The organism is Pseudomonas vlassakiae (assembly GCF_014269035.2).
Classification (GTDB): domain Bacteria; phylum Pseudomonadota; class Gammaproteobacteria; order Pseudomonadales; family Pseudomonadaceae; genus Aquipseudomonas; species Aquipseudomonas vlassakiae.
The window spans coordinates 13,982-40,717 of record NZ_JABWRP020000002.1 but is presented as its reverse complement, the minus strand read 5'-3'; the positions used below and the strand labels follow the sequence as shown (position 1 = coordinate 40,717).

21 protein-coding genes are annotated in these 26,736 nt (G+C 63.2%); 8 read left to right on the top strand and 13 right to left on the bottom strand.

Annotation, left to right across the window (positions count from 1 at the left end):
* The first annotated feature begins 19 nt into the window (after positions 1 to 19).
* The 3 genes from mfd to HU738_RS02330 are packed head-to-tail and all read left to right on the top strand — an operon-like array spanning position 20 to position 7,364.
* Positions 20 to 3,469, top strand: a complete 3,450-nt coding sequence (mfd, locus tag HU738_RS02340) for a transcription-repair coupling factor (protein ID WP_176506131.1) — start codon at positions 20 to 22, stop codon at positions 3,467 to 3,469.
* A 9-nt stretch (positions 3,470 to 3,478) separates the two neighbouring features.
* Positions 3,479 to 4,051 (top strand): CsiV family protein, encoded by a 573-nt coding sequence (locus HU738_RS02335; protein WP_186600865.1) that lies wholly within the window; start codon positions 3,479 to 3,481, stop codon positions 4,049 to 4,051.
* A 4-nt stretch (positions 4,052 to 4,055) separates the two neighbouring features.
* A complete protein-coding gene (locus tag HU738_RS02330; protein WP_186600864.1) occupies positions 4,056 to 7,364 on the top strand; it encodes a DEAD/DEAH box helicase in 3,309 nt (1,102 codons plus the stop codon).
* 9 nt (positions 7,365 to 7,373) lie between these two features.
* Here the strand turns inward: HU738_RS02330 and nagZ are convergent, their stop codons facing one another.
* From nagZ to HU738_RS02315, 3 genes are read right to left on the bottom strand one after another with little or no spacing between them, the layout of a single operon-like run.
* The gene (gene nagZ, locus HU738_RS02325) at positions 7,374 to 8,372 is read right to left on the bottom strand and encodes a beta-N-acetylhexosaminidase (RefSeq protein ID WP_186601147.1); all 999 of its coding nucleotides are present in this window, start codon (positions 8,370 to 8,372) and stop codon (positions 7,374 to 7,376) included.
* A 25-nt stretch (positions 8,373 to 8,397) separates the two neighbouring features.
* Positions 8,398 to 8,919, bottom strand: coding sequence for a L,D-transpeptidase (locus tag HU738_RS02320; RefSeq protein WP_186600863.1), 522 nt, complete (start codon positions 8,917 to 8,919; stop codon positions 8,398 to 8,400).
* A 40-nt stretch (positions 8,920 to 8,959) separates the two neighbouring features.
* Positions 8,960 to 9,667 carry a TetR/AcrR family transcriptional regulator gene (locus HU738_RS02315; protein ID WP_176506127.1) on the bottom strand — a complete coding sequence of 236 codons (708 nt, stop codon included), beginning with the start codon at positions 9,665 to 9,667 and terminating at the stop codon, positions 8,960 to 8,962.
* 212 nt (positions 9,668 to 9,879) lie between these two features.
* On the opposite strand from HU738_RS02315, the gene lexA reads away from it, so the two are divergent.
* Both lexA and sulA read left to right on the top strand, forming a co-directional pair.
* Entirely contained in the window at positions 9,880 to 10,488 is a 609-nt protein-coding gene (gene lexA, locus HU738_RS02310; RefSeq protein WP_176506126.1) for a transcriptional repressor LexA, read from the top strand.
* Between the two features lie 13 nt (positions 10,489 to 10,501).
* Positions 10,502 to 10,978, top strand: a complete 477-nt coding sequence (sulA, locus tag HU738_RS02305; protein WP_186600862.1) for an SOS-induced cell division inhibitor SulA — start codon at positions 10,502 to 10,504, stop codon at positions 10,976 to 10,978.
* Positions 10,979 to 11,017: 39 nt separating this feature from the next.
* Here sulA and HU738_RS02300 read toward each other — a convergent pair whose 3' ends face one another.
* From HU738_RS02300 to HU738_RS02270, 7 genes are all read right to left on the bottom strand, one after another.
* Complete coding sequence (locus tag HU738_RS02300; RefSeq protein WP_054883489.1) at positions 11,018 to 11,251, bottom strand: hypothetical protein; 234 nt, start codon at positions 11,249 to 11,251, stop codon at positions 11,018 to 11,020.
* A 50-nt stretch (positions 11,252 to 11,301) separates the two neighbouring features.
* The gene (locus HU738_RS02295) at positions 11,302 to 11,817 is read right to left on the bottom strand and encodes a DUF6586 family protein (RefSeq protein WP_186600861.1); all 516 of its coding nucleotides are present in this window, start codon (positions 11,815 to 11,817) and stop codon (positions 11,302 to 11,304) included.
* Between the two features lie 53 nt (positions 11,818 to 11,870).
* Complete coding sequence (gene topA / locus HU738_RS02290) at positions 11,871 to 14,483, bottom strand: type I DNA topoisomerase (RefSeq protein ID WP_186600860.1); 2,613 nt, start codon at positions 14,481 to 14,483, stop codon at positions 11,871 to 11,873.
* Between the two features lie 100 nt (positions 14,484 to 14,583).
* Positions 14,584 to 14,835 carry a DUF1653 domain-containing protein gene (locus HU738_RS02285; RefSeq protein WP_054883486.1) on the bottom strand — a complete coding sequence of 84 codons (252 nt, stop codon included), beginning with the start codon at positions 14,833 to 14,835 and terminating at the stop codon, positions 14,584 to 14,586.
* A 79-nt stretch (positions 14,836 to 14,914) separates the two neighbouring features.
* Positions 14,915 to 16,090 (bottom strand): acetyl-CoA C-acyltransferase FadA, encoded by a 1,176-nt coding sequence (gene fadA / locus HU738_RS02280; protein WP_186600859.1) that lies wholly within the window; start codon positions 16,088 to 16,090, stop codon positions 14,915 to 14,917.
* Between the two features lie 31 nt (positions 16,091 to 16,121).
* Positions 16,122 to 18,269 carry a fatty acid oxidation complex subunit alpha FadB gene (gene fadB, locus HU738_RS02275; RefSeq protein ID WP_186600858.1) on the bottom strand — a complete coding sequence of 716 codons (2,148 nt, stop codon included), beginning with the start codon at positions 18,267 to 18,269 and terminating at the stop codon, positions 16,122 to 16,124.
* 471 nt (positions 18,270 to 18,740) lie between these two features.
* Positions 18,741 to 19,178, bottom strand: a complete 438-nt coding sequence (locus HU738_RS02270) for a hypothetical protein (RefSeq protein ID WP_186600857.1) — start codon at positions 19,176 to 19,178, stop codon at positions 18,741 to 18,743.
* A 110-nt stretch (positions 19,179 to 19,288) separates the two neighbouring features.
* On the opposite strand from HU738_RS02270, the gene HU738_RS02265 reads away from it, so the two are divergent.
* The gene (locus HU738_RS02265; RefSeq protein WP_110631251.1) at positions 19,289 to 19,729 is read left to right on the top strand and encodes a universal stress protein; all 441 of its coding nucleotides are present in this window, start codon (positions 19,289 to 19,291) and stop codon (positions 19,727 to 19,729) included.
* 57 nt (positions 19,730 to 19,786) lie between these two features.
* On the opposite strand, the gene HU738_RS02260 is transcribed toward HU738_RS02265, so the two are convergent.
* Positions 19,787 to 21,715, bottom strand: a complete 1,929-nt coding sequence (locus HU738_RS02260) for an ATP-binding cassette domain-containing protein (protein WP_176506121.1) — start codon at positions 21,713 to 21,715, stop codon at positions 19,787 to 19,789.
* Between the two features lie 222 nt (positions 21,716 to 21,937).
* On the opposite strand from HU738_RS02260, the gene HU738_RS02255 reads away from it, so the two are divergent.
* Entirely contained in the window at positions 21,938 to 23,866 is a 1,929-nt protein-coding gene (locus tag HU738_RS02255) for a transglycosylase SLT domain-containing protein (protein ID WP_186600856.1), read from the top strand.
* 121 nt (positions 23,867 to 23,987) lie between these two features.
* On the opposite strand, the gene HU738_RS02250 is transcribed toward HU738_RS02255, so the two are convergent.
* Positions 23,988 to 24,791 carry an MOSC domain-containing protein gene (locus HU738_RS02250; RefSeq protein ID WP_176506119.1) on the bottom strand — a complete coding sequence of 268 codons (804 nt, stop codon included), beginning with the start codon at positions 24,789 to 24,791 and terminating at the stop codon, positions 23,988 to 23,990.
* Between the two features lie 56 nt (positions 24,792 to 24,847).
* Complete coding sequence (locus HU738_RS02245) at positions 24,848 to 25,783, bottom strand: chemotaxis protein CheV (protein WP_186600855.1); 936 nt, start codon at positions 25,781 to 25,783, stop codon at positions 24,848 to 24,850.
* Between the two features lie 349 nt (positions 25,784 to 26,132).
* On the opposite strand from HU738_RS02245, the gene HU738_RS02240 reads away from it, so the two are divergent.
* Entirely contained in the window at positions 26,133 to 26,642 is a 510-nt protein-coding gene (locus tag HU738_RS02240) for a histidine kinase (RefSeq protein WP_186600854.1), read from the top strand.
* Positions 26,643 to 26,736 lie beyond the last annotated feature (94 nt).

Below are 26,736 nucleotides of genomic sequence, written 5' to 3'. Positions count from 1 at the left end.
GCTTGGAGTGCAATCTCCCGTGTCAGTTCTGCGCCTTCCGCAAATGTCGGCCACGGCCGGCAAACAAACCTGGGGCAACCTGCCCGGGGCCGCCCTCAGCCTGGCCATCGCCGAGGCCGCCAGCAGCGCAGGTCGCTTCACCCTGCTGCTGACCGCCGACAGCCAGGCAGCCGATCGTCTGGAACAGGAACTTCGCTTCTTCGCCCCGGACCTGCCGGTGCTGCCGTTCCCCGATTGGGAAACCCTGCCCTACGACCTGTTCTCGCCGCACCAGGACATCATTTCCCAGCGAATCGCCAGCCTTTACCGGTTGCCGGAACTGAGCCACGGCATTCTGGTCGTGCCGATCACCACCGCCCTGCACCGCCTGGCCCCCACGCGCTTCCTGCTGGGCAGCAGCCTGGTGCTCGACGTGGGCCAGACCATTGACGTCGAGCAGATGCGCACGCGCCTGGAGGCCACCGGCTACCGCTGCGTCGACACGGTCTACGAGCATGGTGAGTTCGCCGTGCGTGGCGCGCTGATCGACTTGTTCCCGATGGGCAGCAAGCTGCCTTATCGCATCGACCTGTTCGATGACGAGATCGAGACCCTGCGCACCTTCGACCCGGAGACCCAGCGCTCGATCGACAAGGTCGACTCGATCCGCCTGCTGCCGGCGCGCGAGTTCCCCATGCAGAAGGAAGAGGTGACCCGCTTCAAGGCGCGTTTCCGTGAGCGTTTCGATGTCGACTTCCGCCGCAGCGCGATCTTCCAGGACCTGGCCAGCGGCATCATCCCCGCCGGCATCGAGTACTACCTGCCGCTGTTCTTCGAAGAAACCTCGACCCTGTTCGATTACCTGCCCGCCGACACCCAGGTGTTCTCGCTGCCAGGCGTCGAGCAGGCTGCCGAGCATTTCTGGAGCGACGTGCGCGGGCGCTATGAAGAGCGCCGCGGCGACCTGACCCGCCCGCTGCTGCCGCCAGCCGAACTGTTCCTGCCGGTGGAAGACTGCTTCGCCCAACTCAAGCAGTGGCCACGGGTGGTGGTCAGCCCCGACGACATCGAAACCGGTGTCGGCCGCGAGCGCTTCCCTGCGCGCAGCCTGCCCAACCTGGCCATCGAAGCCAAGGCCAACCAGCCGCTGGCGGCGCTGGCCGAGTTCCTCGATCAGTTCAGCGGCCGCGTGCTGTTCACCGCCGAATCGGCGGGCCGCCGCGAGGTACTGCTGGAACTGCTTGAACGCCTCAAGCTGCGCCCACAGACGGTCGACAGCTGGGTCGACTTCATTACCGGCGGCGAACGCCTGGCGATCACCATCGCCCCGCTCGACGACGGCTTGCTGCTGGAAGACCCAGCCGTCGCCCTGGTTGCCGAGAGCCCGCTGTTCGGCCAGCGCGTGATGCAGCGTCGGCGCCGTGAAAAACGCGGCGAGGCCGCCAACGACGCGGTGATCAAGAACCTTACCGAACTGCGCGAAGGCGCGCCGGTGGTGCATATCGACCATGGCGTGGGCCGCTACCTGGGCCTGGCCACCCTGGAGATCGACGGCCAGGCCGCCGAATTCCTCACCCTGGAATACGCCGAGGGCGCCAAGCTGTATGTGCCGGTGGCCAACCTGCACCTGATCGCCCGCTACACCGGCAGCGATGACGCCCTGGCGCCGCTGCACCGGCTGGGTTCCGAAGCCTGGCAGAAAGCCAAGCGCAAGGCCGCCGAACAGGTCCGCGACGTGGCGGCCGAGCTGCTCGACATCTACGCCCGCCGCGCAGCGCGCAAGGGCTATGCCTTCGCTGACCCCGCCGCTGACTACGCCACTTTCAGCGCAGGCTTCCCGTTCGAGGAAACACCTGACCAGCAAGCCGCGATCGAGGCGGTGCGGCTCGACATGCTGGCGCCAAAGCCGATGGACCGCCTGGTGTGCGGCGACGTCGGCTTCGGCAAGACCGAAGTGGCCATGCGCGCCGCCTTCATTGCCGTACACAGTGGCCGCCAGGTGGCGGTGCTGGTGCCCACCACCCTGCTCGCCCAGCAGCACTACAACAGCTTCCGCGACCGCTTTGCCGAATGGCCGGTGAAGGTCGAAGTGATGAGCCGCTTCAAGTCGGCCAAGGAAGTGGCCGCAGCGGCCGCCGACCTCGCCGAAGGCAAGATCGACATCCTCATCGGCACCCACAAGCTGCTGCAGGATGACGTGCGCTTCAAGGACCTGGGCCTGGCCATCATCGACGAGGAACACCGCTTCGGCGTGCGCCAGAAAGAGCAGCTCAAGGCCCTGCGCAGCGAAGTGGACATCCTCACCCTGACCGCTACACCGATCCCGCGCACGCTGAACATGGCGGTGGCGGGCATGCGTGACCTGTCGATCATCGCCACCCCGCCGGCGCGGCGCCTGTCGGTGCGCACCTTCGTCATGGAGCAGAACAAGAGCACGGTCAAGGAGGCGCTGCTGCGCGAACTGCTGCGCGGCGGCCAGGTGTACTACCTGCACAACGATGTGAAAACCATCGAAAAGTGCGCCGCCGAACTGGCCGAGCTGGTCCCGGAAGCGCGTATCGGCATCGGCCACGGGCAGATGCGCGAGCGCGAACTGGAACAGGTGATGAGCGACTTCTACCACAAGCGCTTCAACGTGCTGATCGCCTCGACCATCATCGAGACCGGTATCGACGTGCCCAGCGCCAACACCATCGTCATCGAGCGCGCCGACAAGTTCGGCCTGGCCCAGCTGCACCAGCTGCGTGGCCGGGTTGGCCGTAGCCACCACCAGGCCTACGCCTACCTGCTGACGCCGCAGCGCCAGAAGATCAGCGCCGACGCCGAAAAGCGCCTGGAAGCGATCGCCAACACCCAGGACCTCGGTGCCGGCTTCGTGCTGGCCACCAACGACCTGGAAATCCGCGGTGCCGGCGAGTTGCTGGGCGAAGGCCAGAGCGGGCAGATCCAGGCCGTGGGCTTCACCCTGTACATGGAAATGCTCGAACGTGCGGTCAAGGCCATCCGCAAAGGCACCCAGCCAAACCTCGAGCAGCCGCTGGGCGGCGGCCCGGAGATCAACCTGCGCCTGCCGGCGCTGATCCCCGAGGACTATCTGCCCGACGTGCACGCCCGCCTGATCCTCTACAAGCGCATTGCCTCGGCGGCCGACGAAGAAGGCCTCAAGGACCTGCAAGTAGAGATGATCGACCGCTTCGGCCTGCTCCCCGAGCCGACCAAGAACCTGATGCGCCTGACCCTGCTCAAGCTGCAGGCGGAGAAGCTCGGCATCAAGAAAGTCGACGCCGGACCCAATGGCGGCAAGCTCGAGTTCGAAGCCGAGACCCCGGTCGACCCACTGACCCTGATCAAGCTGATCCAGGGCCAGCCCAAACGCTACAAGTTCGAAGGCGCGACGCAGTTCCGTTTCCTGGTACCGATGGAACGCCCCGAAGAACGCTTCAACACCCTGGAGGCGCTGTTCGAGCGCCTGACCCCACAGCCTGCCTAAGGAAGATCCATGCGTGCCATCCGTTGCCTGACCCTGCTGCTTGCGCTGTTCGCGTCGGCCGCCTTTGCCGAAGGGATGTATCAGGTGGAAATGATTCTGGTGCGGCAGAACAGCGTGCCCGCCTTCACCAGCCCGTTCGCCCCGGAAGACTGGAGCGCTGGCGCCCCGCGCCTGGACAAGGGCGCCGAACGCCCACTGGCGCTGCAGGATGAGGCCACCCGCCTGCAAGCCACTGCCGACTACACCGTGTTGCTGCACAAGGCCTGGCAACAGCCGGTCAGCAGTGACACCAGCCGCATCGCCCTGAGCGCCGGCGCCGAACAGTTCGGCCACTTCCCCATCGAGGGCAACCTGGGCATCACCGCCGGCCGCTTCATCGGTGTGGAGGCCAATTTCTGGGTCAACCAGCTGGACAGCAACGGCAACGTGCTGCAAAGCGAGCAGTTCAAGCAGAGCAACAGCAACATGAAAGGCGGCCAGCTGACCTTCCTCGACGGCGGCCACCTGGCCCTGCTGCTGAAGGTCACGCCACCGGGCACGCCGAAGATGCCGGTGATGGACCCGGAGATGATGGAGCAGTGATGCAATGAGCCGCGACGCTCTCCAGCTGCTGCGCGAATACCCGAACTGGACCCAGTCGTTCACCGGCCCGGTCCTGCAGCGCGGCGAGCGTTACGCCCGGGAAGACCGGGTAGAAGTCGAACACTGCAGCGGCCCGCTGATCGAAGCCACCTGCCGTGGCAGCGAAGGCAGCCGCTATCGTCAGAAGATCACCCTCACCGCCCTGGCTGGCCGCTGCCACGTACGCGGCCAGTGCAGCTGCCCAGTGGGGCAGAACTGCAAGCACTGCGCCGCCGTATTGCTCGCCTTGAGCGAGCCGCAGGCAGCGGCAAAACACGCTGGCGACGCACTGCCAGCCAACCTGCAGCGCTGGCTGAAAGGCCTTGAGCAACCCGCCCCGGAAACCGCCGAAGCGCAAGATAAACGTGGGCGCATGGTTTGCTACCAGCTCAGGCTGACCGAAGAACCCGGCTGCGCCCTGCGGGTACGCAAAGGCATGCGCGAAGAGGAGGGCTTGCGCTACAGCCGCGTGCAGTCACTGTACGAATTCCTCTACGAACCACCGCGTTTCGTCAAAGAGGAAGACATGCGCATCCTGCGCCTGCTCTCGGCACTGAACCAGGCCGGTAGCCAGGATCGCGGCTACCAGCTCACAGGCCGCGAAGGCGGCGAACTGTTCCAGCGTGCGCTGGATACCGGGCGCATGCTCTGTGACGAGAACAAACCGCTGCTGCGCGAGGGCCCGGCGCTTGCCGCCGAGTTCCGCTGGGTGCGACTGGATAACGGCCACTATCGCGGCATCTGGTATCACGGCGAAACACCGCTGAACTGCGTGATTGCACTACTGCCGCTTTACTACTTCGATGTTTCGAGCAGTGAAGCAGGCAAGCTCGAGCACGGCCTCGATCCTCACATTGCCCTGCAACTGACCATTGCTCCTGACGTTCCGGAACACCTCGTCGTGCCTCTCAGCCACAAGCTCAATGCCTTGAACCACCAGCTTCCTACGCCGACCACGCTGGACGAACAACTCATCGACGACCTGCAGCCCAGGCCCCACCTGACCCTCGGCAGCCTCGAATTCAGCGCCTACACGCCCAAGACCGGGCGCATGCAACGGCAGATGCAGCACCGCGCCGCACTGGCGTTCGACTACGACGGCCTGCGCGCCAGTGGCAATGACGACAAGCCGTTGACCCGCCTGGTCGACGCCACCTGTCAGCGTATCCGCCGCCAGCCCCAGGCCGAACAGGCGCTGCGCAAGATGCTGCGCGACTTCGGCTTCAAGCCCGCCACCCGGCAGAGCAAGGCCCTGCCCGACAGTGCTGGCGAGATGCTCCAGCTGCCCGACGACGAGGCCTGGCTGCGCTTTGCCCGCGATGGCCTGCCACGCTTGCGCGAGGCTGGCTGGGACATCGAAATCCACCGTGACTTCGCCTTCAACCTGCAGGACGTGGACGACTGGTACGCCACTGTCGAGGAAGCGCCGGGGCATGAATGGTTCGACCTGGAGCTGGGCATCGTGGTCGAAGGCCAGCGCCACAGCCTGCTGCCGATCGTGCTGCAACTGTTGCGCAGCAACCCCGAGCTGCTGCGCCCCAGCGAACTGGCGCGGCGCAGCGACGATGAGCATTTGTTGATCGACCTCAATCGCGGCCGCCTGGATAGCCCGGCGCTGCGCGTTGCCCTTCCCTATGGCCGCATCAAGGCGGTGATGGGCACGCTCGGCGAACTGTACCTGCACGAGGACGCGGTCGGCCCTACCCTGCGCATGGACCGTGCCGACGCCGCGCGGCTGAATGACATCGAGCACCTGCCACTGCACTGGGAAGGCGGCGCCCATGTGCGCGACCTTGGCCGGCGACTGCGCGACGCCCGCGACCTGCAGGTCGAAGTGCCGGGCGGGCTCAACGCCACCCTGCGGCCTTACCAGCAGCAAGGCCTGAACTGGTTGCAGGCCCTGCGCGAAATGGGCACCGGCGGCATCCTTGGCGACGACATGGGCCTGGGCAAGACCCTGCAGGCCCTGGCTCATCTGCTGCTGGAAAAACAGTCCGGGCGCCTGACCGCCCCGGCCCTGGCGGTAATGCCAACCAGCCTGGTGCCCAATTGGCTCGATGAAGCGCGACGCTTCGCTCCCGACCTGCGCGTGCTGGCCCTGCATGGCCCCGGCCGCAGCAAGCATTTTGCCAAGCTGCACGAATACGACCTGGTGCTCAGCACTTACGCCCTGCTGCCTCGCGACCTGGAACACCTGCGCGCGCAAGCCTGGCATGTGCTGGTGCTGGACGAAGCACAGAACATCAAGAGCAGCACCAGCAAGGCCGCCCTGGCCGTCGGCGAACTGCAGGCCAACCAGCGCCTGTGCCTGACCGGCACACCCATGGAGAACAACCTGGGCGAGCTGTGGTCGATCTTCCACTTCCTCATGCCCGGCTGGCTGGGAGACGTGAAACGCTTCAACCAGGATTACCGCACCCCCATCGAACGCCACGGCGACGCCGAACGCCTGGCCCACCTGGTCAGCCGGGTGCGCCCGTTCCTGCTGCGCCGCACCAAGGAGCAGGTGGCCACCGAGCTGCCGGCGAAAACCGAAATGGTCCACTGGGTCGAACTCAGTGACGCCCAGCGCGACACCTACGAGGCGGTGCGCGTGGCCATGGACAAGAAGGTCCGCGACGAAATCGCCCGCAATGGCGCGGCGCGCAGCCAGATCGTGATCCTCGACGCCCTGCTCAAGCTGCGCCAGGTGTGCTGCGACCTGCGCCTGGTCAAGGGGGTCGAGACCAAGGGCAACCAGGCCGACAAGGGCAAGCTCGGCGCGCTGTTGGAGATGCTCGAAGAGCTGCTCAGCGAGGGGCGCCGGGTGCTGCTGTTCTCGCAATTCACCTCGATGCTGGCGCTGATCGAGCAGGAGCTGGAAAAGCGCAAGATCCGCTACAGCCTGCTCACCGGCGACACCCGCGACCGACGCACCCCGGTGCAGCAGTTCCAGCAGGGCGACAGCGAAGTGTTCCTGATCAGCCTCAAGGCCGGAGGGGTGGGGCTGAACCTCACCGCTGCGGACACCGTGATCCACTTCGACCCGTGGTGGAACCCGGCCAGCGAGAACCAGGCGACCGACCGTGCCTACCGGATCGGCCAGGACAAACCGGTGTTCGTGTTCAAGCTGATTACCCGGGGGACGGTGGAAGAAAAGATCCAGGCGCTGCAGCAGGAGAAGGCAGCGCTGGCGGCGAGCCTGCTCGATGGTGGGCAGGCGGGGCAGTGGCGGCTCGGCGATGACGAGATCGACGCGCTGTTTGCCCCGCTACCTGGCAAACGAAGCCGTTAGCCAGTCAGGTCAATCGACCAGCTGGGCGTCCTTCAAGGCCCCCAGGGCCTCCAGCCACCGTGGCTGCTGGCGATAATCGGTACGGGCAAAGCCACGCCCGCGCATCTGTGCAATACGCGGCGACGGCTTGACCTTCAAGCGCTGCGCTGCGGTCAACGCCAGCTCCGCCGCCGCCCGGTCGTTGCACACCAGGCCCATGTCGCAACCGGCGCTCAGCGCCGCCTCGATGCGATTGGCGGCATCACCCACCACATGCGCACCGGCCATCGACAGGTCGTCACTGAAGATCACCCCGTCGAAGCCCAGCTCGCCGCGCAAGATGTCCTGCAGCCAGCGGCGCGAGAACCCGGCTGGCTGGTTGTCGACCTGCGGGTAGATGACATGCGCCGGCATCACCGCCGCCAGTTGCCCGCTGAGGCGGGAGAACGGCACCAGGTCCGCCTGGCGCAGCTGCTCGAGGCTGCGCTCGTCGGTAGGAATCGCTACATGCGAATCCGCCTCGGCCCAGCCATGCCCCGGGAAATGCTTGCCGCAAGCCGCCATGCCCGCCGCATTCATGCCGCGAATGAATGCGCCAGCCAGCTGTGTGGCACGCTCAGGGTTGCCTTCGAAGGCACGGCTGCCAACCACCGCGCTGCGCTGGTGGTCGAGGTCGAGCACCGGAGCGAAGCTGAGGTCGAGGCCGACCGCAAGCACCTCGGTGGCCATCAGCCAGCCGCACTGCTCGGCCAGGTACTCGGCATTGGCATTGTCGGCGATGGCGCGCATCGCTGGCAGGCGTACGAAGCCCTGGCGCAGGCGCTGCACGCGGCCGCCTTCCTGGTCGACCGCAAGGATCAGGTCGGGACGGATGGCGCGAATCGATGCGCACAGCTCACGCACCTGGCGTGGGCTGTCGATATTGCGGGCGAAGATGATCAGGCCGGCCACTTCCGGCTGGCGCAGAAGCTGGCGATCTTCGGCAGTCAGCCATTTACCGGCGATATCCACCATCAGGGAGCCTTGCAGGCTGGCGGTCATAGGCAATCCTTCATTACAGATTCAGTGAAGCCCACTCAGGGCAGGCAGCCTCATCGATGCGCACCGGGCAATGTGCCGGGACGCGCTCGAAAAGGCCAAGCAGGTCGATGTTGCGCAAGCGTATGCAGCCATGGGACAGCGGCACGCCCAAGGGTTCCGTGTCTGGTGTGCCATGCAGATAGATGTGGCGGCGAAAGGTGTCAACGCTACCCAGGCGGTTGACGCCCGGCTCGCAGCCACTGAGCCAGAGGATGCGGGTCAGGATCCAGTCCCGCCCGGGATGCTGCGCGTGCAGTGCCGGCGACCAGACCTCGCCCGTCCAGCGCCGGCCTTGCAGCACGGCATTGACTGGCAAGCCTGCGCCGATACGCGCACGCACCTGGTGCAGCCCGCGCGGTGTGCAGCCCGAGCCGTTGCGCTCACCTGCGCCATTGCGTGCGGTGGATACCGCGATGCGCACGCGCAAACGGCCCTGGGCAAAGCCGTAGAGGCGCTGGTCGGCGAGGGAGATGTGCAGGAAATCGAGGTCAGGCATGGGCGCTAGCTTAGCCGAAGCGCCCTGCTCCGCCCAGCCTTCAAGCCTTGACGGTGGCGCTACCGGACTTGCTGCGCGGACGCAACTGGGCGCTGGCCATGGCGCTGTCGGTGACACCGCTGTCGGCACGCATGCCAGCGGCCAGGAATGGCACCATCAGGCGCATGACTTGCTCGATCGACGTGTTGATACCGAAATCGGTCTCGGCAATCGCACGCAACGCCTTGATACCGGACATGCTGAACGCCGCGGCGCCGAGCATGAAGTGTACGCGCCAGAACAATTCCAGCGGTGGAATGCGCGGTGCAGCTTCGTTGACCAACAACATGTAACGGCGGAACACCTTGCCGTACATGTCCTCGAGATAGCGCCGCAAATGGCCCTGGCTCTGACTGAAGGCCAGGCCCAGCAGGCGCATGAAGATCGACAGGTCGTTGTTGCTGCGTGGCTGCACGACCAATGCCTGCTCTACCAGCATTTCCAGCAGCTCTTCAAGGCTGGGCTTTTGCTCGGGCTTGGCCTGTCGCCGCTCCAGCTCACGTTCGAGGCTGGCGCAGAACGGCCCGAGGAAACGCGAAAAGACGGCCTGGATCAGGGCCTTCTTCGAGCCGAAATGATAATTGACCGCTGCGAGGTTGACCCCGGCCTTGCTGGTAATCAGCCGCAATGAGGTTTCCGCGAAGCCTCGTTCCGCGAACAGCTGCTCGGCAGCATCGAGGATGCGTTCAACGGTTTCAGATTGGGCCATCACTACTCCGCCAGACAGAGACAAACAGGTGTTTGAAACATACGTTTCAGCCCTGCTGATGTCAAGGCTCGGTGACCGGGCGGTCGCCATTTAAAAGCGCCAGACTGCAGGCTGCAAGCGTCATCCTGCGTATTTCCTGTCGCTTTGTGCTTGCAGCGAACCCAGCACTGTATATAATCCCAGTCACTGTATAAAAAGACAGAGCGCCCGCCATGTTGAAACTGACGCCACGCCAAGCCGAGATTCTGGCCTTCATCAAACGCTGCCTCGAAGACAACGGCTTCCCACCCACGCGTGCGGAAATCGCTCAGGAGCTGGGCTTCAAGTCGCCGAATGCCGCCGAGGAGCACCTCAAGGCCCTCGCCCGCAAAGGCGCGATCGAAATGACCCCGGGCGCTTCCCGTGGCATCCGTATCCCGGGCTTTGAAGCCAAGGCCGAAGAAAACGGCTTGCCGATCATTGGCCGAGTCGCTGCTGGCGCTCCTATCCTCGCCGAGCAGCACATCGAGCAATCCTGCAACATCAACCCGACCTTCTTCCACCCCCCTGCCGACTATTTGTTGCGTGTGCACGGCATGAGCATGAAGGACATCGGCATCCTCGACGGCGATCTGCTGGCGGTGCACACCTGCCGCGAGGCCCGTAATGGCCAGATCGTCGTCGCCCGCATCGGCGACGAAGTGACCGTCAAGCGCTTCAAGCGCGAAGGCAGCAAGGTCTGGCTCATCGCCGAAAACCCCGAGTTCGCCCCTATCGAAGTCGACCTGAAAGAGCAGGAACTGGTGATCGAGGGTTTGAGTGTCGGCGTCATTCGCCGCTGATTCAGGAGGCGTCATGCAGCAGTCCATCCAAGCACATCAGCAGGTCCAGCTTCCGCTGTTCGAAGCGTTCCTCGCCCAGCCGGTACTGCCAGGCCTGAAGGCCAGCGAGCAGGCACGCAAGAGCAGCCATCCGGAGCTGTTCAGCGAACTGTCCCTGCGTGGCGCCCCCGAACACTGCCAGAGCCTGTTGGCGCCGGTATTGCGTGAGCTGAGCGAAGAGGAGGAAGCGCGCTGGCTGACGCTGATCGCCCCACCGGCCAGCCTCACCCAAGCCTGGCTGCGCGATGCCGGGCTTAACCGCGAACGGATCCTGCTGCTGCATGCCCGTGGCAATCAGAGCGCACTGCAGCTGGCCTGCGAAGCGTTGCGCCTGGGCCACAGCCACACCGTGGTCAGCTGGCTTGGCAGCGTCAACGCTACCGCTCGCCAACAACTGCTACGCGCTGCCAGTGTCGGAAACGCACAAAGCCTGAACATCCGCCTCGGCTGATGTTCAGGCTTTGCCTATGAAGCAGTGCAAGCGGGCGATTCAGTGCAACACACGCGGCCCTTCGTCGCGCTCCAGCTCACCTTCTACCAGGCGGCCTGCCATTTGCACGCCAACACTCAGCATTGCCTTGGCGACCTCGACATGCTGGCCCTGCAGGAACGCCTTGGCGTCTTCCGAGAAATCCAGGGTTACCAGGGAGCCTTCATCCTCGGCGCGACGCAGCTCGATACGGCCATCAGGCAACTCGACAATTTCCAGAAACGACGTAGACATATAGGGCAGTTCTCCACGAAAGGCCGTTAGTGTACCAGCCGTTGCAGCTGTCAGCACTCACTCAGCGCGTCGCGGAAACGTCTCACCAGGCTTTTAAGGTCATTGCGCCATTCTTCCAGCGCTTCCCTGGGCAATGCAGGACGCTCGGGCTCATCGAGATTGACGGCCTGAATCAGCGGCTGGGTGACGTCGGTCTTGGCTGTTTTTTTCGCGACCGGTGGTCGGAACAAATCGGCATAAGCACTGAGCAGTTGCGCCAACCAGGTTTCGCGCTGGCGAACCAGTTCGAGCATCTCCGCCACTTCAGGGATGGCGATGTTGTTCAGCGCATCGTCGGCCAGCGCTTGCTCGACCGAAGCCACCACGGGCAGGCGGTAGAAACCACCGATTTCATGACACAGCCCCAGCAACGCGCCGTACAGGTGGAACAGCGCCGACTCACGCTCGGCCTGGACTAGGCCCTGAGCGTTCATGGCCTGGCTCTGCTCAGCCTTGGCCATGGATTCGAGGGCGAGGCCTGCGAAGAACAATTTCTGGTTGGTGCGGGTGTAAAGTTCCTGGGCCATTTTCAATACCCTCAGTATGGCTGCGAGGCGGCCCCAATTACAGCACTGACAGATCAGCGCTTGTCTTCAACCTTCCACGCACCACCCTCGTAGAACGCCTTCCAGCCAGTCGGCTTGCCATCGACCTCGGACTGCACGTACTGCTCCTTGGTCTTGCGGCTGTAACGAATTACCGCCGGGCGCCCTTCCGGGTCTTTCTGCGGCGCATCGCACAAGAAGTGATACTTCGGATCGATCTCGTGCTTGTGCGGAACGATCTCCAGCACCAACGGTGCACGGGTTTCGCGGTTTTTCGGGAACTGGCTGGCCGCCAGGAACAGGCCCGAAGCGCCGTCACGCAGCACGTAGGTGTCGTCGACCTTCTCGCACTTGAGCTCCGGCATTTCCACCTTGTCCATCTTCGGTGGTGCCGCCTCACCGCTCTTGAGCAGCTTGCGGGTGTTCTTGCACGCCGGGTTGGTGCAACCGAAGAACTTACCGAATCGGCCCGTCTTGAGTTGCATCTCGCTGCCGCACTTGTCGCACTCCAGGCTCGGCCCTTCGTAGCCCTTGATGCGGTAGCTGCCCTCTTCGATCTCGTAGCCGGCGCAGTCCGGGTTATTACCGCAGATGTGCAGCTTGTGCTTCTCATCCAGCAGGTAGGCATCCATCGCCGTGGCACAGATCGGGCAGCGGTGCTTGCCCAGCAGCACGCGCGATTCCGATTCACCCTCATCGTCCGCAGCAATCTCATCGCCCGGCACCAGGTTCACGGTGGCCTTGCAGCGCTCTTTCGGCGGCAGGCTGTAACCCGAGCAACCGAGAAACACACCGGTGGAAGCGGTGCGGATCATCATTGGCCGGCCACATTCCTTGCACGGAATATGGGTCATGGTCGGCTGGTTGGCACGCATGCCGCTTTCGGCAGACTCGGCGGTCAGCAGTTTCTTGCTGAAGTCACCGTAGAACTCGTCGAGCACGTTCTTCCAGTCACGTTCGCCCTGGGCCACGTCGTCGAGGTTCTCTTCCATGTCGGCAGTGAAGCCATAGTCCATCAGGTTGGAGAAGCTCTCCGACAGGCGCTCGGTGACGATATCGCCCATCTTCTCGGAGTAGAAACGACGATTGTGCAGCGTGACGTAGCCGCGGTCCTGGATGGTAGAAATGATCGCCGCATAGGTCGACGGGCGACCAATACCGCGTTTTTCCATTTCCTTGACCAGGCTCGCTTCGGTGAAGCGCGCCGGTGGCTTGGTGAAGTGCTGGCTCGGGTCGAGCTGGATCAGCTTGAGCGCTTCGCCCTGGGCCATTTCCGGCAGCACATCGTCTTCGCCCGGCTTGCTCTGCTGTGGCAGCACACGGGTGTAACCGTCGAACTTGAGGATGCGGCCCTTGGCACGCAGCTCGAAATCACCAGCAGCCACAGTGACACTGGTGGACAGGTATTGCGCCGGAGGCATCTGGCAGGCCAGGAACTGGCGCCAGATCAGCTCGTACAGACGCTCTGCATCCCGCTCCATGCCGCTGAGCTTGGTGGGGTGGGTATTGACGTCAGAGGGGCGAATCGCCTCGTGCGCCTCCTGGGCACCTTCCTTGCTGCCATACACCAGCGGGGCTTCCGGCAGGTACTGCTTGCCGAACTCGCGCTCGATGTAGCTGCGCGCCATGTCCAGGGCGTCTGCCGACAGGTTGGTCGAGTCGGTACGCATGTAGGTGATGTAACCCGCTTCGTACAGACGCTGGGCCATCATCATGGTCTTCTTCACCCCGAAGCCCAGGCGGTTGCTCGCGGCCTGCTGCAGGGTGGAGGTGATGAACGGGGCCGACGGCTTGCTGCTGGTCGGGCGGTCTTCGCGCTTGATCACGCTGTAGCTGGAGGCCTTGAGCTTGTCCAGCGCGGCCATGGCCTGAGCTTCGTTCAGCGGCTTGAAGGCCTCGCCCTTCTCGCGCGCCACTTCAAAACGCACTTTGGCGTTCTTGGCGGTGCCAAGCTCGGCGTGCACTTCCCAGTACTCTTCAGGGACGAAGGCACGGATCTCGCGCTCACGCTCGACCACCAGCTTCACCGCTACCGACTGTACGCGGCCGGCAGACAGGCCGCGGGCGATCTTGGCCCACAGCAGCGGCGAGACCATATAGCCCACCACGCGGTCGAGGAAGCGCCGCGCCTGCTGGGCGTTGACCCGGTCGATGTCCAGCTCGCCAGGCTGCGAGAACGCTTCCTGGATCGCCTTCTTGGTAATTTCGTTGAACACCACGCGCTTGTAGCGGGTGTCGTCACCACCGATGGCTTCGCGCAGGTGCCAGGCAATGGCTTCCCCTTCGCGGTCCAAGTCGGTTGCGAGATAGATGGTGTCGGCATCCTTGGCCAGGCGGCGGAGCTCTTCGATCACCTTCTCCTTGCCGGGAAGGATCTCGTACTTGGCTTTCCAGCCGTGCTCAGGGTCGACGCCCATGCGCGCCACCAGCTGGCGACGGGCCTTCTCTTTTGGCGACAGCGCCGGAGCCTCACCCGCAGCAGCCTTGCCACGCTTGGCGGCCGGCTCTTTGCTTGCGCTGGCCGAACCGCTGGTGGGGAGGTCTCGGATATGGCCGATACTCGACTTCACCACGTACTGGTTGCCCAGGTACTTGTTGATGGTCTTGGCCTTGGCCGGGGATTCCACAATGACCAGCGATTTGCCCATGGATCGGAGTATTCCTGAATCTGAAGATGAAAAACGCGTCAGGTGCCGGACGCGGCACCGCTATATATAGTGGCAAAAGAGTGAGGTCAAGCGTGGTCGATCACGCTTGCGACTTGCCAACCAGCTCCGGCAGCCCTTCTTCGACCTTGACCAAAGCAAAGCGCGGCACCTGCTCGCCGTCAACCTCGACGGACTCCTGGAACATCGCAAGGGGCCTCACCCAGAAGCTGTAATCACCATACAGGCATTGGTAGAAGACCATCCACTCTTCATTCTCCGAGTGCCGTGCAACACTGAAGACACGGTACTCAGGCCCTTTGTAATGCCGGTATACGCCTGGTTGTATCTGCATGCCGCCCTTCCTCTTGAAACAAATTCTGTAAAAAACAAAAACCGGGGCACAAGGCCCCGGCTGCTGTCCCGCTACGCGATCAGACGCGTTCGAAGACAGTGGTGATACCTTGACCGAGGCCGACGCACATGGTCGCCACCCCCAAGGTACCGCCGTTCTGCTTCATGACGTTGAGCAGGGTGCCGGAAATCCGTGCACCGGAGCAACCGAACGGGTGGCCCAAAGCGATGGCGCCGCCGTGCAGGTTAACCTTCTCATCCATCTTGTCGAGCACTTTCAAGTCTTTGAGCACTGGCAGGGCCTGTGCAGCGAAGGCTTCGTTGAGCTCGATGAAGTCGATATCGGCCATGGTCAGACCGGCGCGCTTGAGGGCTTTCTGGGTCGATGGCACCGGGCCGTAGCCCATGATTGCCGGGTCGACGCCGGCCACCGCCATCGAGCGGATCACCGCCAGTGGCTGGATGCCCAGGTCCATGGCGCGCTGGCCGGACATGACGATCATGCACGATGCACCGTCGGTGATCTGCGACGAAGTACCGGCAGTCACGGTACCACCTTTCGGGTTGAACGCCGGTTTCAGCGACGCCAGGCCCTCAAGAGTGGTTTCCGGGCGAATGGTCTCGTCGTAGTCGAAGACCTTCAGGAAACCATTTTCGTCATAGCCCTGCATCGGGATGATCTCGTCCTTGAACTTGCCTTCGACCGTCGCCTTGTGGGCGAGCTGGTGCGAACGCAGGCCGAACAGGTCCTGCTGCTCGCGGCTGATGCCATGCATCTTGCCGAGCATTTCGGCGGTCAGGCCCATCATCCCCGACGCCTTGGCCGCGTGCAGCGACAGGTGCGGGTTGGGGTCGACACCATGCATCATGCTGACGTGGCCCATGTGCTCGACGCCGCCGACCACGAACACATCGCCGTTGCCGGTCATGATCGCCTGGGCGGCGGTGTGCAGCGCGCTCATCGACGAGCCGCACAGGCGGCTGACGGTCTGCGCGGCCGAGGTGTGCGGGATCTGGGTCATCAACGACGCCATGCGGGCGATGTTCCAGCCCTGCTCCAGGGTCTGGTTCACGCAGCCCCAGATCACGTCTTCGACTTCTTTCGGGTCGACCTTGCCGTTGCGTTCCAGCAGCTTGCTGATCAGGTGCGCGGACATGTCTTCGGCGCGGGTGTTGCGGTGCATGCCACCCTTGGAGCGGCCCATGGGGGTGCGACCGAAGTCGACAATCACCACGTCTCTTGGATTCAGGCTCATATCAAATCTCTCGCTCTAGCTCGTTGACCACTCAGTTGAAGAAGCGCTGGCCGTTCTTGGCCATTTCACGCAGCTTCGCGGTCGGGTGGTACAGCGGCCCAAGGTCGGCGTACTGGTCGGCCAGGGCAACGAATTCGGCCACACCGATCGAGTCGATGTAGCGCAGCGCACCACCCCGGAAGGGAGGGAAACCGATGCCATAGACCAGGCCCATGTCGGCTTCGGCGGCGGTTTCGACGATGCCGTCTTCCAGGCAACGCACGGTCTCCAGGCACAGCGGCACCATCATCCAGTTGATGATGTCTTCGTCGCTCACTTCACGCTGCTCGAAGACGATCGGCTTGAGCACATCCAGCACGGTGGCATCGAAGACTTTCTTCGGTTTGCCGCGCTTGTCAGTCTCGTAGGCATAGAAGCCCTTGCCGTTCTTCTGGCCCAGGCGGTTGGCCTCGTACAGGGCGTCGACGGCCGAGCGGCGCTCGTCCTTCATGCGGTCCGGGAAGCCTTCGGCCATCACGTCGCGGCCATGGTGGCCGGTGTCGATGCCGACCACGTCCATCAGGTAGGCCGGGCCCATCGGCCAGCCAAACTTCTCCATGACCTTGTCGATGCGCACGAAATCGACGCCAGCGCTGACCAGCTTGGCGAAACCGCCAAAGTACGGGAACAGCACACGGTTGACCAGGAAGCCCGGGCAGTCGTTGACCACGATCGGGTTCTTGCCCATCTTCTTGGCGTAGGCCACGGTGGTCGCGACCGCTACGTCACTGGACTTCTCGCCACGGATCACTTCCACCAGCGGCATCATGTGCACCGGGTTGAAGAAGTGCATGCCGACGAAGTTTTCCGGGCGCTTGAGCGCCTTGGCCAGCAGGTTGATGGAAATGGTCGAAGTGTTGGAGGCGAGGATCGCGTCCTCTTTTACCTGGCCTTCCACTTCGGCCAGCACGGCCTGCTTGACCTTCGGGTTCTCGACCACGGCTTCGACGACGATGTCGACGTTGGCGAAGTCGCCATACGACAGGGTCGGGCGAATGGCGTTGAGCGCCTCGGCCATTTTCGCCGGAGTCAGGCGGCCTTTCTCGACGCGGTTGCCAAGCAGCTTGGAGGCCTCGTTCAGGCCCAACTGGATGGCTTCCTCGCGGATGTCCTTCATCAGGATCGGGGTGCCCTTGACCGCCGACTGGTAGGCAATGCCGCCACCCATGATGCCGGCGCCGAGCACGGCAGCCTGCTTCACGTCGTGGGCGATTTCGTCATGGGCCTTGGCCTTGCGCTTGAGCTCCTGGTCATTCAGGAACAGGCCGATCAGGCTTTCGGCAACCGAGGTCTTGGCCAGCTTGGCGAAGCCTGCAGCCTCGACTTCCAGGGCCTTGTCGCGGCCGAAGTTGGCGGCCTTCTGGATGGTCTTGATGGCCTCGACCGGCGCCGGGTAGTTCGGGCCAGCCTGGCCAGCGACGAAGCCCTTGGCGGTCTCGAAGGCCATCATCTGCTCGATGGCGTTGAGCTTGAGCTTTTCCAGCTTGGGCTGGCGCTTGGCCTTGTAGTCCAGTTCACCACTGATGGCGCGCTTGATCAGGTCCAGCGCACCGCGCAGCAGCAGCTCAGGGGCGACCACGGCATCGACGGCGCCGACTTTCAGGGCGTCTTCGGCACGGTTTTCCTTGCCGGCAGCGATCCACTCGATGGCGTTGTCCGAACCGATCAGGCGCGGCAGGCGCACGGTACCGCCGAAGCCTGGGTAGATGCCCAGCTTGACTTCGGGCAGGCCGATCTTCGCGCTGCTGGACATGACCCGATAGTCGGCTGCCAGGCACATTTCCAGGCCGCCGCCCAGGGCGATGCCATTGATGGCCGCCACGGTCGGCACTTCGAGGTCTTCGAAGGCGTTGAAGATGCGGTTGGCTTCCAGGTTGCCGGCAACCAGTTCGGCTTCGGGCAGCTTGAAGTTGTCGACGAACTCGGTGATGTCGGCGCCGACGATGAACACGTCCTTGCCACTGCTGACGATCACGCCTTTCACCGAGGCGTCGGCCTTGATGGCGTCGACGGCCTGGCGCAGCTCGTCCAGGGTCAGGCGATTGAACTTGTTGACGGACTCACCCTTGAGGTCGAACTTCAGTTCGACGATGCCGCTTTCAAGAGCCTTAACCGTGATGGCTTTACCTTCGTAAATCATCAACTGATCTCCACGATATGGAAGCTGAACTGTACACGCCGATCGCTGGTGGAAGAGTAGGTCTTGCCGCCCTTGCCCCAGGCACACCCGTCAGCGCGCTAGTCGGGGTTCTGTATGAGCGGTATGACATACAAACGCTCAATTCATACGCCCGTTTGATTTGGGTATGCACACATTCACCGAAAAGGTCGGCGTTGTCAAATGCTCCGGAACAGGGTGAAAACGCGACTTTGCGGTCATTTTGTATCGTCGATGGGTAAAACATGATGACAGTGATTACTGATCATTCATGTGAGCGATTGACCACACGCAAACGACGGGGGCTGCATTTATTTCATGCACGCGGCCTGGGAATGGCTACACTGCGACTGGATTCAGGAATTTCCCGGCCTGCCTGGCCTTTTCTGCGCAGCAGAAACGACAAAGCGGCAACCTGGTAGCTACCGGGTTGCCGCTTTGTCGTTATGGCTATCAAGCCAGGGTGTCGAAGGCGTGGGCAATATCCTGCAATACAGATTTATCCCCGCGCTCGCTCCAGTAAAGGGCAAGCATGCGCTTGTCAGCCTCGACCTTGTAGACGGTTGCCGGCAGGCGCATGAACACTTCGTTCAGGCGCGGCTCTTCGCAGGCTTCCTTCCACTGGTTCCACCAGACACCAGGGCTGACCTGCCAATAGCACCAGCTGTCTTCATGCCCGCTCCTGCGCCCACGGTGGTATTGCGGGCACGGGCTCGGCGGCGCCTGCTCGAACCAGTGTGGCCACTGCTGGGGGGCCAGCTGCATGGCCAGGCCCATGCGCCGCGCCTCCAGGCGCAGGCTCATCTGCTGCCCCTGTTTGCGCGACAGGCGCAGCCAGGACAGCGGACTGAGAATCAGCGCAAGGATTGACACCACTAGCCATACCGTCATATCAGTAAGTTCCATAAAGCGTTGCAAAAGAGCGGGTTACTCAGTATTCACGGATGACCTGCCGGAAAGCGACCATACTTCTACTATCGCGATTGTCAGGAGTACAGCTCATGTCCTACGAACATCTTCTGGTCGCCGTCGACCTCACCGAGGAATGCGACCCGGTGATCAAGCGTGCCATGAAGCTCGCCGAGCCCACAGGCGCCAAGGTCTCGCTGGTGCATATCGTCGAACCGATGGCGATGGCCTTTGGCGGCGATGTGCCGATGGACCTGTCGCAGCTGCAACAGCAGCAGTTCGACCAGGCCAAGGAGCGCATGGACCGCCTGTTCAACAAGTACCCCGACATCAATCGTGGCGACTCGCACCTGACCTACGGCCAGCCGCGCCAGGAAATCCACCAGCTGGCCAAGGACCAGAAGTGCGACCTGATCGTGGTCGGCAGCCATGGTCGGCATGGCCTGGCCTTGCTGCTGGGATCCACCGCCAATGATGTGCTGCATGGGGCGCCATGCGATGTGCTGGCGGTGCGTTTGCAGAAAAAAGAATGATCTAGCCTGCACCAGCCTCTTCGCGGGTTTGCCCGCGAAGAGGCCAATGAAGGCTGATCAGCCTTCCAGCTCAGCCCAGCGCTCCACCAGCGCATCCAGCTCGGCTTGCAGCTTCTCGATCTTGGCCAGCACTGCCGAAGTCTCGGCAATCGGCCGCTGATAGAAGCCAGCAGCGTTCACCTCTTCCTGCGCCTCGGCCATGCGTTTTTCGACCTCGTCGATCTGCCCCGGCAGCATTTCGAGCTCGCGTTGCAGCTTGTAGCTGAGCTTTTTCTTCGACGTATCGGCAACCGGCGCAGCTGGCGCAGGCGCAGCCACTTCCACCGGCTTTTCGACCACGGCACTGTTGAGCTCGGACTTGCCGCCCTTGCTCTCGGTCACGCCGAGCAGCTTCGGCGAGCCGCCCTGGCGGATCCAGTCTTCATAGCCACCGACATACTCGCGCACCTTGCCCTCACCTTCGAATACCAAGGTGCTGGTGACGACGTTGTCGAGGAAGGCCCGGTCGTGGCTGACCATCAGCACGGTGCCCTTGTAGTTGGACAGCACCTCTTCCAGCAACTCGAGGGTTTCCACATCCAGGTCGTTGGTCGGTTCGTCGAGCACCAGCAGGTTGGCCGGCTTGCTGAACAGCTTGGCCAGCAGCAGGCGCGCCCGCTCGCCTCCGGACAGCGCCTTGACCGGCGTACGGGCACGCTGCGGGCTGAACAGGAAATCGCCCAGGTAGCTCAGCACATGGCGGTTCTGACCATCGATCTCGATGAAGTCACGGCCTTCGGCGAGGTTGTCGATCACGGTCTTTTCCAGGTCGAGCTGGTGGCGCATCTGATCGAAGTACGCCACTTCCAGCTTGGTGCCGCGCTCGACCTTGCCTGCGGTGGGCTCCAGGTCACCGAGCATCATCTTCAGCAGGGTGGTCTTGCCGGTACCGTTGGCACCCAGCAGGCCGATACGATCCTGGCGCTGCAGGACCATGGAGAAGTCCTTGACCAGCAGCGGGCCATCGGCGTGATGGAAGCTGACGTTTTCCAGCACCATCACCTGCTTGCCGGATTTGTCCGCCGCTTCGATCTGGATGTTCGCCTTGCCCTGGCGTTCGCGGCGCTCGCTGCGCTCGACGCGCAGGGCCTTGAGTGCACGCACACGGCCTTCGTTGCGGGTACGACGGGCCTTGATGCCCTGGCGAATCCACACTTCTTCCTGGGCCAGGCGCTTGTCGAACAGCGCATTGGCGGTTTCTTCGGCGGCCAGCGCGGCTTCCTTGTGCACCAGGAAGCTGGCGTAGTCGCCGTTCCAGTCGATCAGGCCGCCGCGGTCCAGTTCGAGGATGCGCGTGGCGAGGTTCTGCAGGAAGGAACGGTCGTGGGTGATGAACAGCACAGCACCGTTGAAACCACGCAGGGCTTCTTCGAGCCAGGCGATGGCCCCGATGTCCAGGTGGTTGGTCGGCTCGTCGAGCAGCAACAGATCAGGCTCGGACACCAGCGCCTGGGCCAGCAGCACGCGGCGGCGCCAGCCACCGGAGAGCTCGGCCAGGGTTTTGTCGGCGGGCAACTGCAGGCGGCTCAAGGTGCTTTCCACCACTTGCTGCAGGCGCCAGCCGTCGCGGGCTTCCAGCTCGTGCTGAACGTGCATGAGCTTTTCCAGATCTGCATCGCTGTGGATGTTCTGGCTCAGGTGATGAAACTCGGCGAGCAACTCGCCGACGCCATCCAGGCCTGCCGCGACCACATCGAACACCGTACGCTCGTCGGCAACCGGCAGCTCCTGTGGCAGCTCGCCGATCTTCAAGCCAGGGGCGCGCCAGATCTCGCCATCGTCGCCCTTCTGCTCGCCCTTGACCAGGCGCAGCATGCTCGATTTGCCGGTGCCGTTACGGCCGATGATGCACACCCGCTCGCCACGGGCGATCTGCCAGGACACTTTGTCCAGCAGCGGCATCGCGCCGAATGCGAGGGACACATCGCTGAATTTGAGCAGGGTCATGTTCGTCTCCAGAAAGCGGGCGCGCATTCTACCTGACTTGGCCCTTGCCGGCATTAAGTACACTTCCGTGCCGGGGCTTGGCGACGCCCGGTCAGTGTTAATGCCCGGTTACAAGCACAGCGCTATCACCCGCCGCCGGCAAACGGCTAAGCTAAGGCAATCAGATTCCAACAGTGCTGGCTTCGCCGTCACTTCCCCATGGTTCAACTGCCCGGACGTATCATGCGCAGCCGCCTGTTACAGATTGCTTCCTGCCTGCTGCTCACTGCCGCCACCGCCAGTGCGGCACAGGCCATCGACCTTTCTCTGCAACGCCAGTATTACGACGAGGCCAAGCGTGCGCTGGCCAAGGGTGACAAGGGCCCTTACCTGCGTTATGCCCCACAGCTGCGCGACTACCCGCTCACGCCTTACCTGGCGTATGACGAACTGACTGCGCGCCTGAAGACGGCCAGCAACGAGGAAATCGAAGGTTTCCTGGCCAAGCACGGCGACCTGCCCCAGGCCAACTGGATGAAACTGCGCTGGCTGCGCTGGCTGGCCGAACGCGGCGAGTGGAACACCTTCGTCAAATACTACGACCCCAAGCTCAATTTCACCGAGCTGGACTGCCTCAACGGCCAGTATCAGTTGAGCCACGGCCAGCGCGCCGAAGGCTTCGCCAGTGCGGAAAAACTGTGGAACGTCGGCAAGACGCAACCGGCTGCCTGCGACACCCTGTTCGGCATGTGGGCCGCAGAGGGCCAGCTGACCGAGGCCAAGCGCTGGAACCGCGCCAAGCTTGCAGCCCAGGCGCGCAACTACGCACTGGCCAACAACCTGGTGCAAGGCCTGACCACGCTCGGGCCTCAGGGCCGGCTGCTGATCGACGTGGCACAGAAGCCGGAACTGCTCAACCAGCCGTCGCGCTTCATGCCGGCCACCGAGGCGATGTCCGACGTGGTCAGCCTCGGCCTGCGCCGCCTGGCCCGGCAAGACCCTGATCGGGCCATGGCGCTGCTCGACGACTACGCCCAACGCATGCATTTCTCGCGTGACGAAAAGGTGGCCATCGCCCGCGAGATCGGCCTGACCCTGGCACGCCGCTACGACCCGCGCGCGCTGGACCTGATGACCCGCTACGACCCCGAATTGCGCGACAACACGGTCAGTGAATGGCGCCTGCGCCTGCTGCTGCGCCTCGGCCGTTGGGAAGACGCCTACGAGCTGACCCGGCGCCTGCCACAGGACCTGGCCAGCAGCAACCGCTGGAAATACTGGCAGGCGCGCACCCTGGAGCTGGCCCAGCCGAACAACCCGCAAGTGCCATTGCTGTACAAGAACGTGGCACGCGAGCGTGACTTCTACGGGTTCCTCGCGGCTGACCGGGCCAAAACGCCTTACCAGTTGAACAACAGGCCACTGCTGTTGAGCCCGCAACTGGTCAACAAGGTGCGCAATACCCCCGGCATCCAGCGTGCCCTGGAGTTCCACGCGCGTGGCCAGGTGGTCGAAGGCCGCCGCGAGTGGTACCACGTCAGCCGTCACTTCAACCGCGATGAGATGGTCGCCCAGGCTCGCCTGGCCTACGACATGCATTGGTACTTCCCGGCCATCCGCACCATCAGCCAGGCGCAGTACTGGGACGACCTGGATGTCCGCTTCCCCATGGCCTACCGCGACACCCTGGTGCGTGAAGCCAAGGTGCGTGGGCTGCATTCGAGCTGGGTATTCGCCATCACCCGCCAGGAAAGCGCCTTCATGGAGGATGCCCGCTCCAGCGTCGGTGCCAGCGGCCTGATGCAGGTGATGCCGGCCACCGCCAAGGAAACCGCACGCAAGTTCAGCATCCCGCTGGCCTCGCCGCAGCAGATGTTCAATCCGGAAAAGAACATTCAGGTCGGTGCGGCCTACCTGAGCCAGGTGCATGGCCAGTTCAATGGCAACCGGGTGCTGGCGTCGGCGGCCTACAATGCCGGCCCGGGGCGTGTGCGACAGTGGCTCAAGGGCGCCAAGCACCTGAGCTTCGACGTGTGGGTGGAGTCGATCCCGTTCGACGAAACGCGCCAATATGTGCAGAACGTGCTGTCGTACTCGGTGATCTACGGGCAGAAGCTCAACGTGCCACAGCCGCTGGTGGACTGGCATGAGCGGTATTTCGATGACATGTGATTTTTGCTGAGCCCGTTCCTGCCCTTTCGCGGGTAAACCCGCTCCCACCGGTATGGCGCTGCCCTCAGGCTTGGCGCTATCCCGGTGGGAGCGGGTTTAACCGCGAAGAGGTCGGTAACGGCTACTCCAGGACTTCAACCTCCATCCCCACTTCAAGCCAGCCACTGCCATCCACGGCCAGGTTCTGCCCGAACAGGATGTCGCCTTCCTTCTCGCGGAAAGTCTTCAGGGTGGTCAATGGCTCACGGTCAGCACTGCGCTCCCCGGTCGCCGGGTCGAGGGTGGTGAAGATGCACCGGACGCTCGGTTTGAGCACTCGAAACTCCAGCTCGCCAATGCGGATCCGCTTCCAACCATCCTCGGCAAACGGCTCAGCCCCCTGCACCACCAGGTTTGGCCGGAAACGCAGCATTTCCATGGGCCGGCCAATTCGCCGGCTCAAGTCATCCAGCGAGCCTTGCCCGATCAGCAACAACGGAAAGCCATCAGGGAACGCCGCACGGTCGCTGTTCAGGCCGTAACCATTGGGCAGGTAGCGTGCCCGCTGCTCCGGGCAATGCACCAGGCGCACCGCCTTGCCAAGCCACTGTGACAGCCAGGCAGCCGCCTCGTCGCCGGCGTCCGGCACACGCAAGGTATCGCGCCAGATGGTCACACCGCGCAGCGCATCGTCAGCGGCGGGTACCGCCACTGGCAACGGCGCCTGCCCAGGCAGCTCGAGCAGCAATTCGCCAGTCTCGCCCGCGCTGGCCTTCAGCTGGCCCAGTTGGGGCCAGGCACGCTGAGTGAGGAAGCGTCCGTTGTCTTCCTCGACCACCATCCAGCGTCGGTCGCCCTGCAACCCTAGAAGCCCCACCGGTGAACCTTGCAAGCCTTGCGCCTGCCCCGACTTCACCGGGTATCGATACAACTCACTGAGAAACATCCCTGCCCGCCTCATGCCTTGTCAAAAGCCAAGCTTATACCTGGCTGACCGTGGGATCACGCGTTGCCGGCATCCAGCAGCAGGCGCTGCTTGACCACATCGACCAGGCGATCGGGCTGGAACTTGGAGAGGAAATTGTCACAACCGACCTTTTTCACCATCGACTCGTTGAAACTGCCCGACAAGGAAGTGTGCAGCACCACGTAGAGCTTGCGCAGGCGCGCATCGCTACGAATTTCGGTGGTCAGCCGATAGCCGTCCATCTCGGGCATTTCCGCATCGGTGAAGACCATCAACAGCTTCTCGCAGACGTCCTCCCCCGCCTCGGCCCAACCCTTGAGCAGGCGCAAGGCTTTCAGGCCATCACTGGCAACGTGCAGCTTCACCCCGAGTTGCGAAAGGGTATCGCGCAGTTGCGCCAGTGCCACGCTGGAGTCGTCCACCAGCAGCACTTCACGGCCACGTGCGCGCGCCAGCACCGGGTCGGCCAGTTTGTCGCCGGAGACCCGGGCGTTGTAAGGCACGATCTCGGCGAGCACCTTCTCCACATCGATCACTTCGACCAGCTTGTCATCCACTTTGGTGATGGCGGTCAGGTAGTGCTGGCGCCCGGCACTCGAAGGCGGCGGCATGATGGATTCCCAATTCATGTTGACGATGCGATCGACGCCACCCACCAGGAACGCCTGCACCGAGCGGTTGTACTCGGTGACGATGATGGTGCTGTCCGGCCCCGGCTGCAGCGGGCGCATGCCGATCGCCTGGGACAGGTCGATCACCGGCAGGGTCTGCCCACGCAGGTTGACCACCCCACAGACGAAGGCATGGCGCTGCGGCATCAGGGTCAGCTTTGGCAGTTGCAGTACTTCCTGCACCTTGAACACGTTGATTGCGAACAACTGGCGACCGGCAAGGCGGAACATCAGGATTTCCAGACGGTTCTCACCCACCAGCTGCGTGCGTTGGTCTACCGTGTCGAGAATGCCAGCCATTGGAAAACCCCCAGGGTTATGTCGAAAAATAGAAATGATCCGTCCTGTATCGGCGCTATTCTGCGTATCTTGACCCCGGCGAAAAAATGCCCTGCCGGGCGATTGATATCATATTAGCATCATGCTTTACTGCGGCATGACCCGCCTGGATCCATTTCAGCGCAACCTGTCGCACCCTAGACGCCCTCAGGGAATCCCCTAGGAGCAATCAGGTGCAACCTGATGTTCGCGATATCCTTTAGCCATTAATGTGACGCCATTCTCACTGCATGAATGGAGTCAGGCTTTTGCTAGCGATCGATATGGCGTGGCCATCCCCTGCTCCAGCCCAACGCGCCGGAGTGACTTGATGGACAGCAGCGTCTCCAACTTCGACACCCTGCAGGACTTCCTGCTGGATGCCCAGGTCTTGCTGACCCAGTCCCAGGAATGCCTGCAACATCTGGAACTGATCAGCAACGACCCGGACGCCTGCCAATGCCTGAACAGCACGCTCCAGACCCTGGCCCGACGCGCCAGCGCCCTGGGCCTGCTTGAAGTCGCCCACTATGCCAGCGTCCTGCACCGCCTGCTCGCCCCGGCCTGCAAGCAGCGGTGCCTGGACCAGACCGTTTTGCCAGCGCTGAATGCCTGCCTGACCTTGCTGGCCTGGCAACTGGAACTGATCGATGTGCGCACCGGCCGACTCGCTCTCGATTCCTGCGAGCAGGTAACGCTGCTGAGCGAACTGGCAGTTGCCCTGAATCAGCCGTTGCCGCAAACGTGTGCGTCCTGCAACGAAAACGCCAGCAACTGCATGCATCCGCGCTCCACCGTGCCGGGCAGGTCATCAGTCAATGCCCCCGTGCAGCGCCACTAGCCGGCTGGTTCCATTCACCCGATGACGCAGGACGTGCGGTTTTTTTCGCGCGTTCAGCCGGGTGCACTTGCGCGGTCTGTTGCTAGTTGATCGT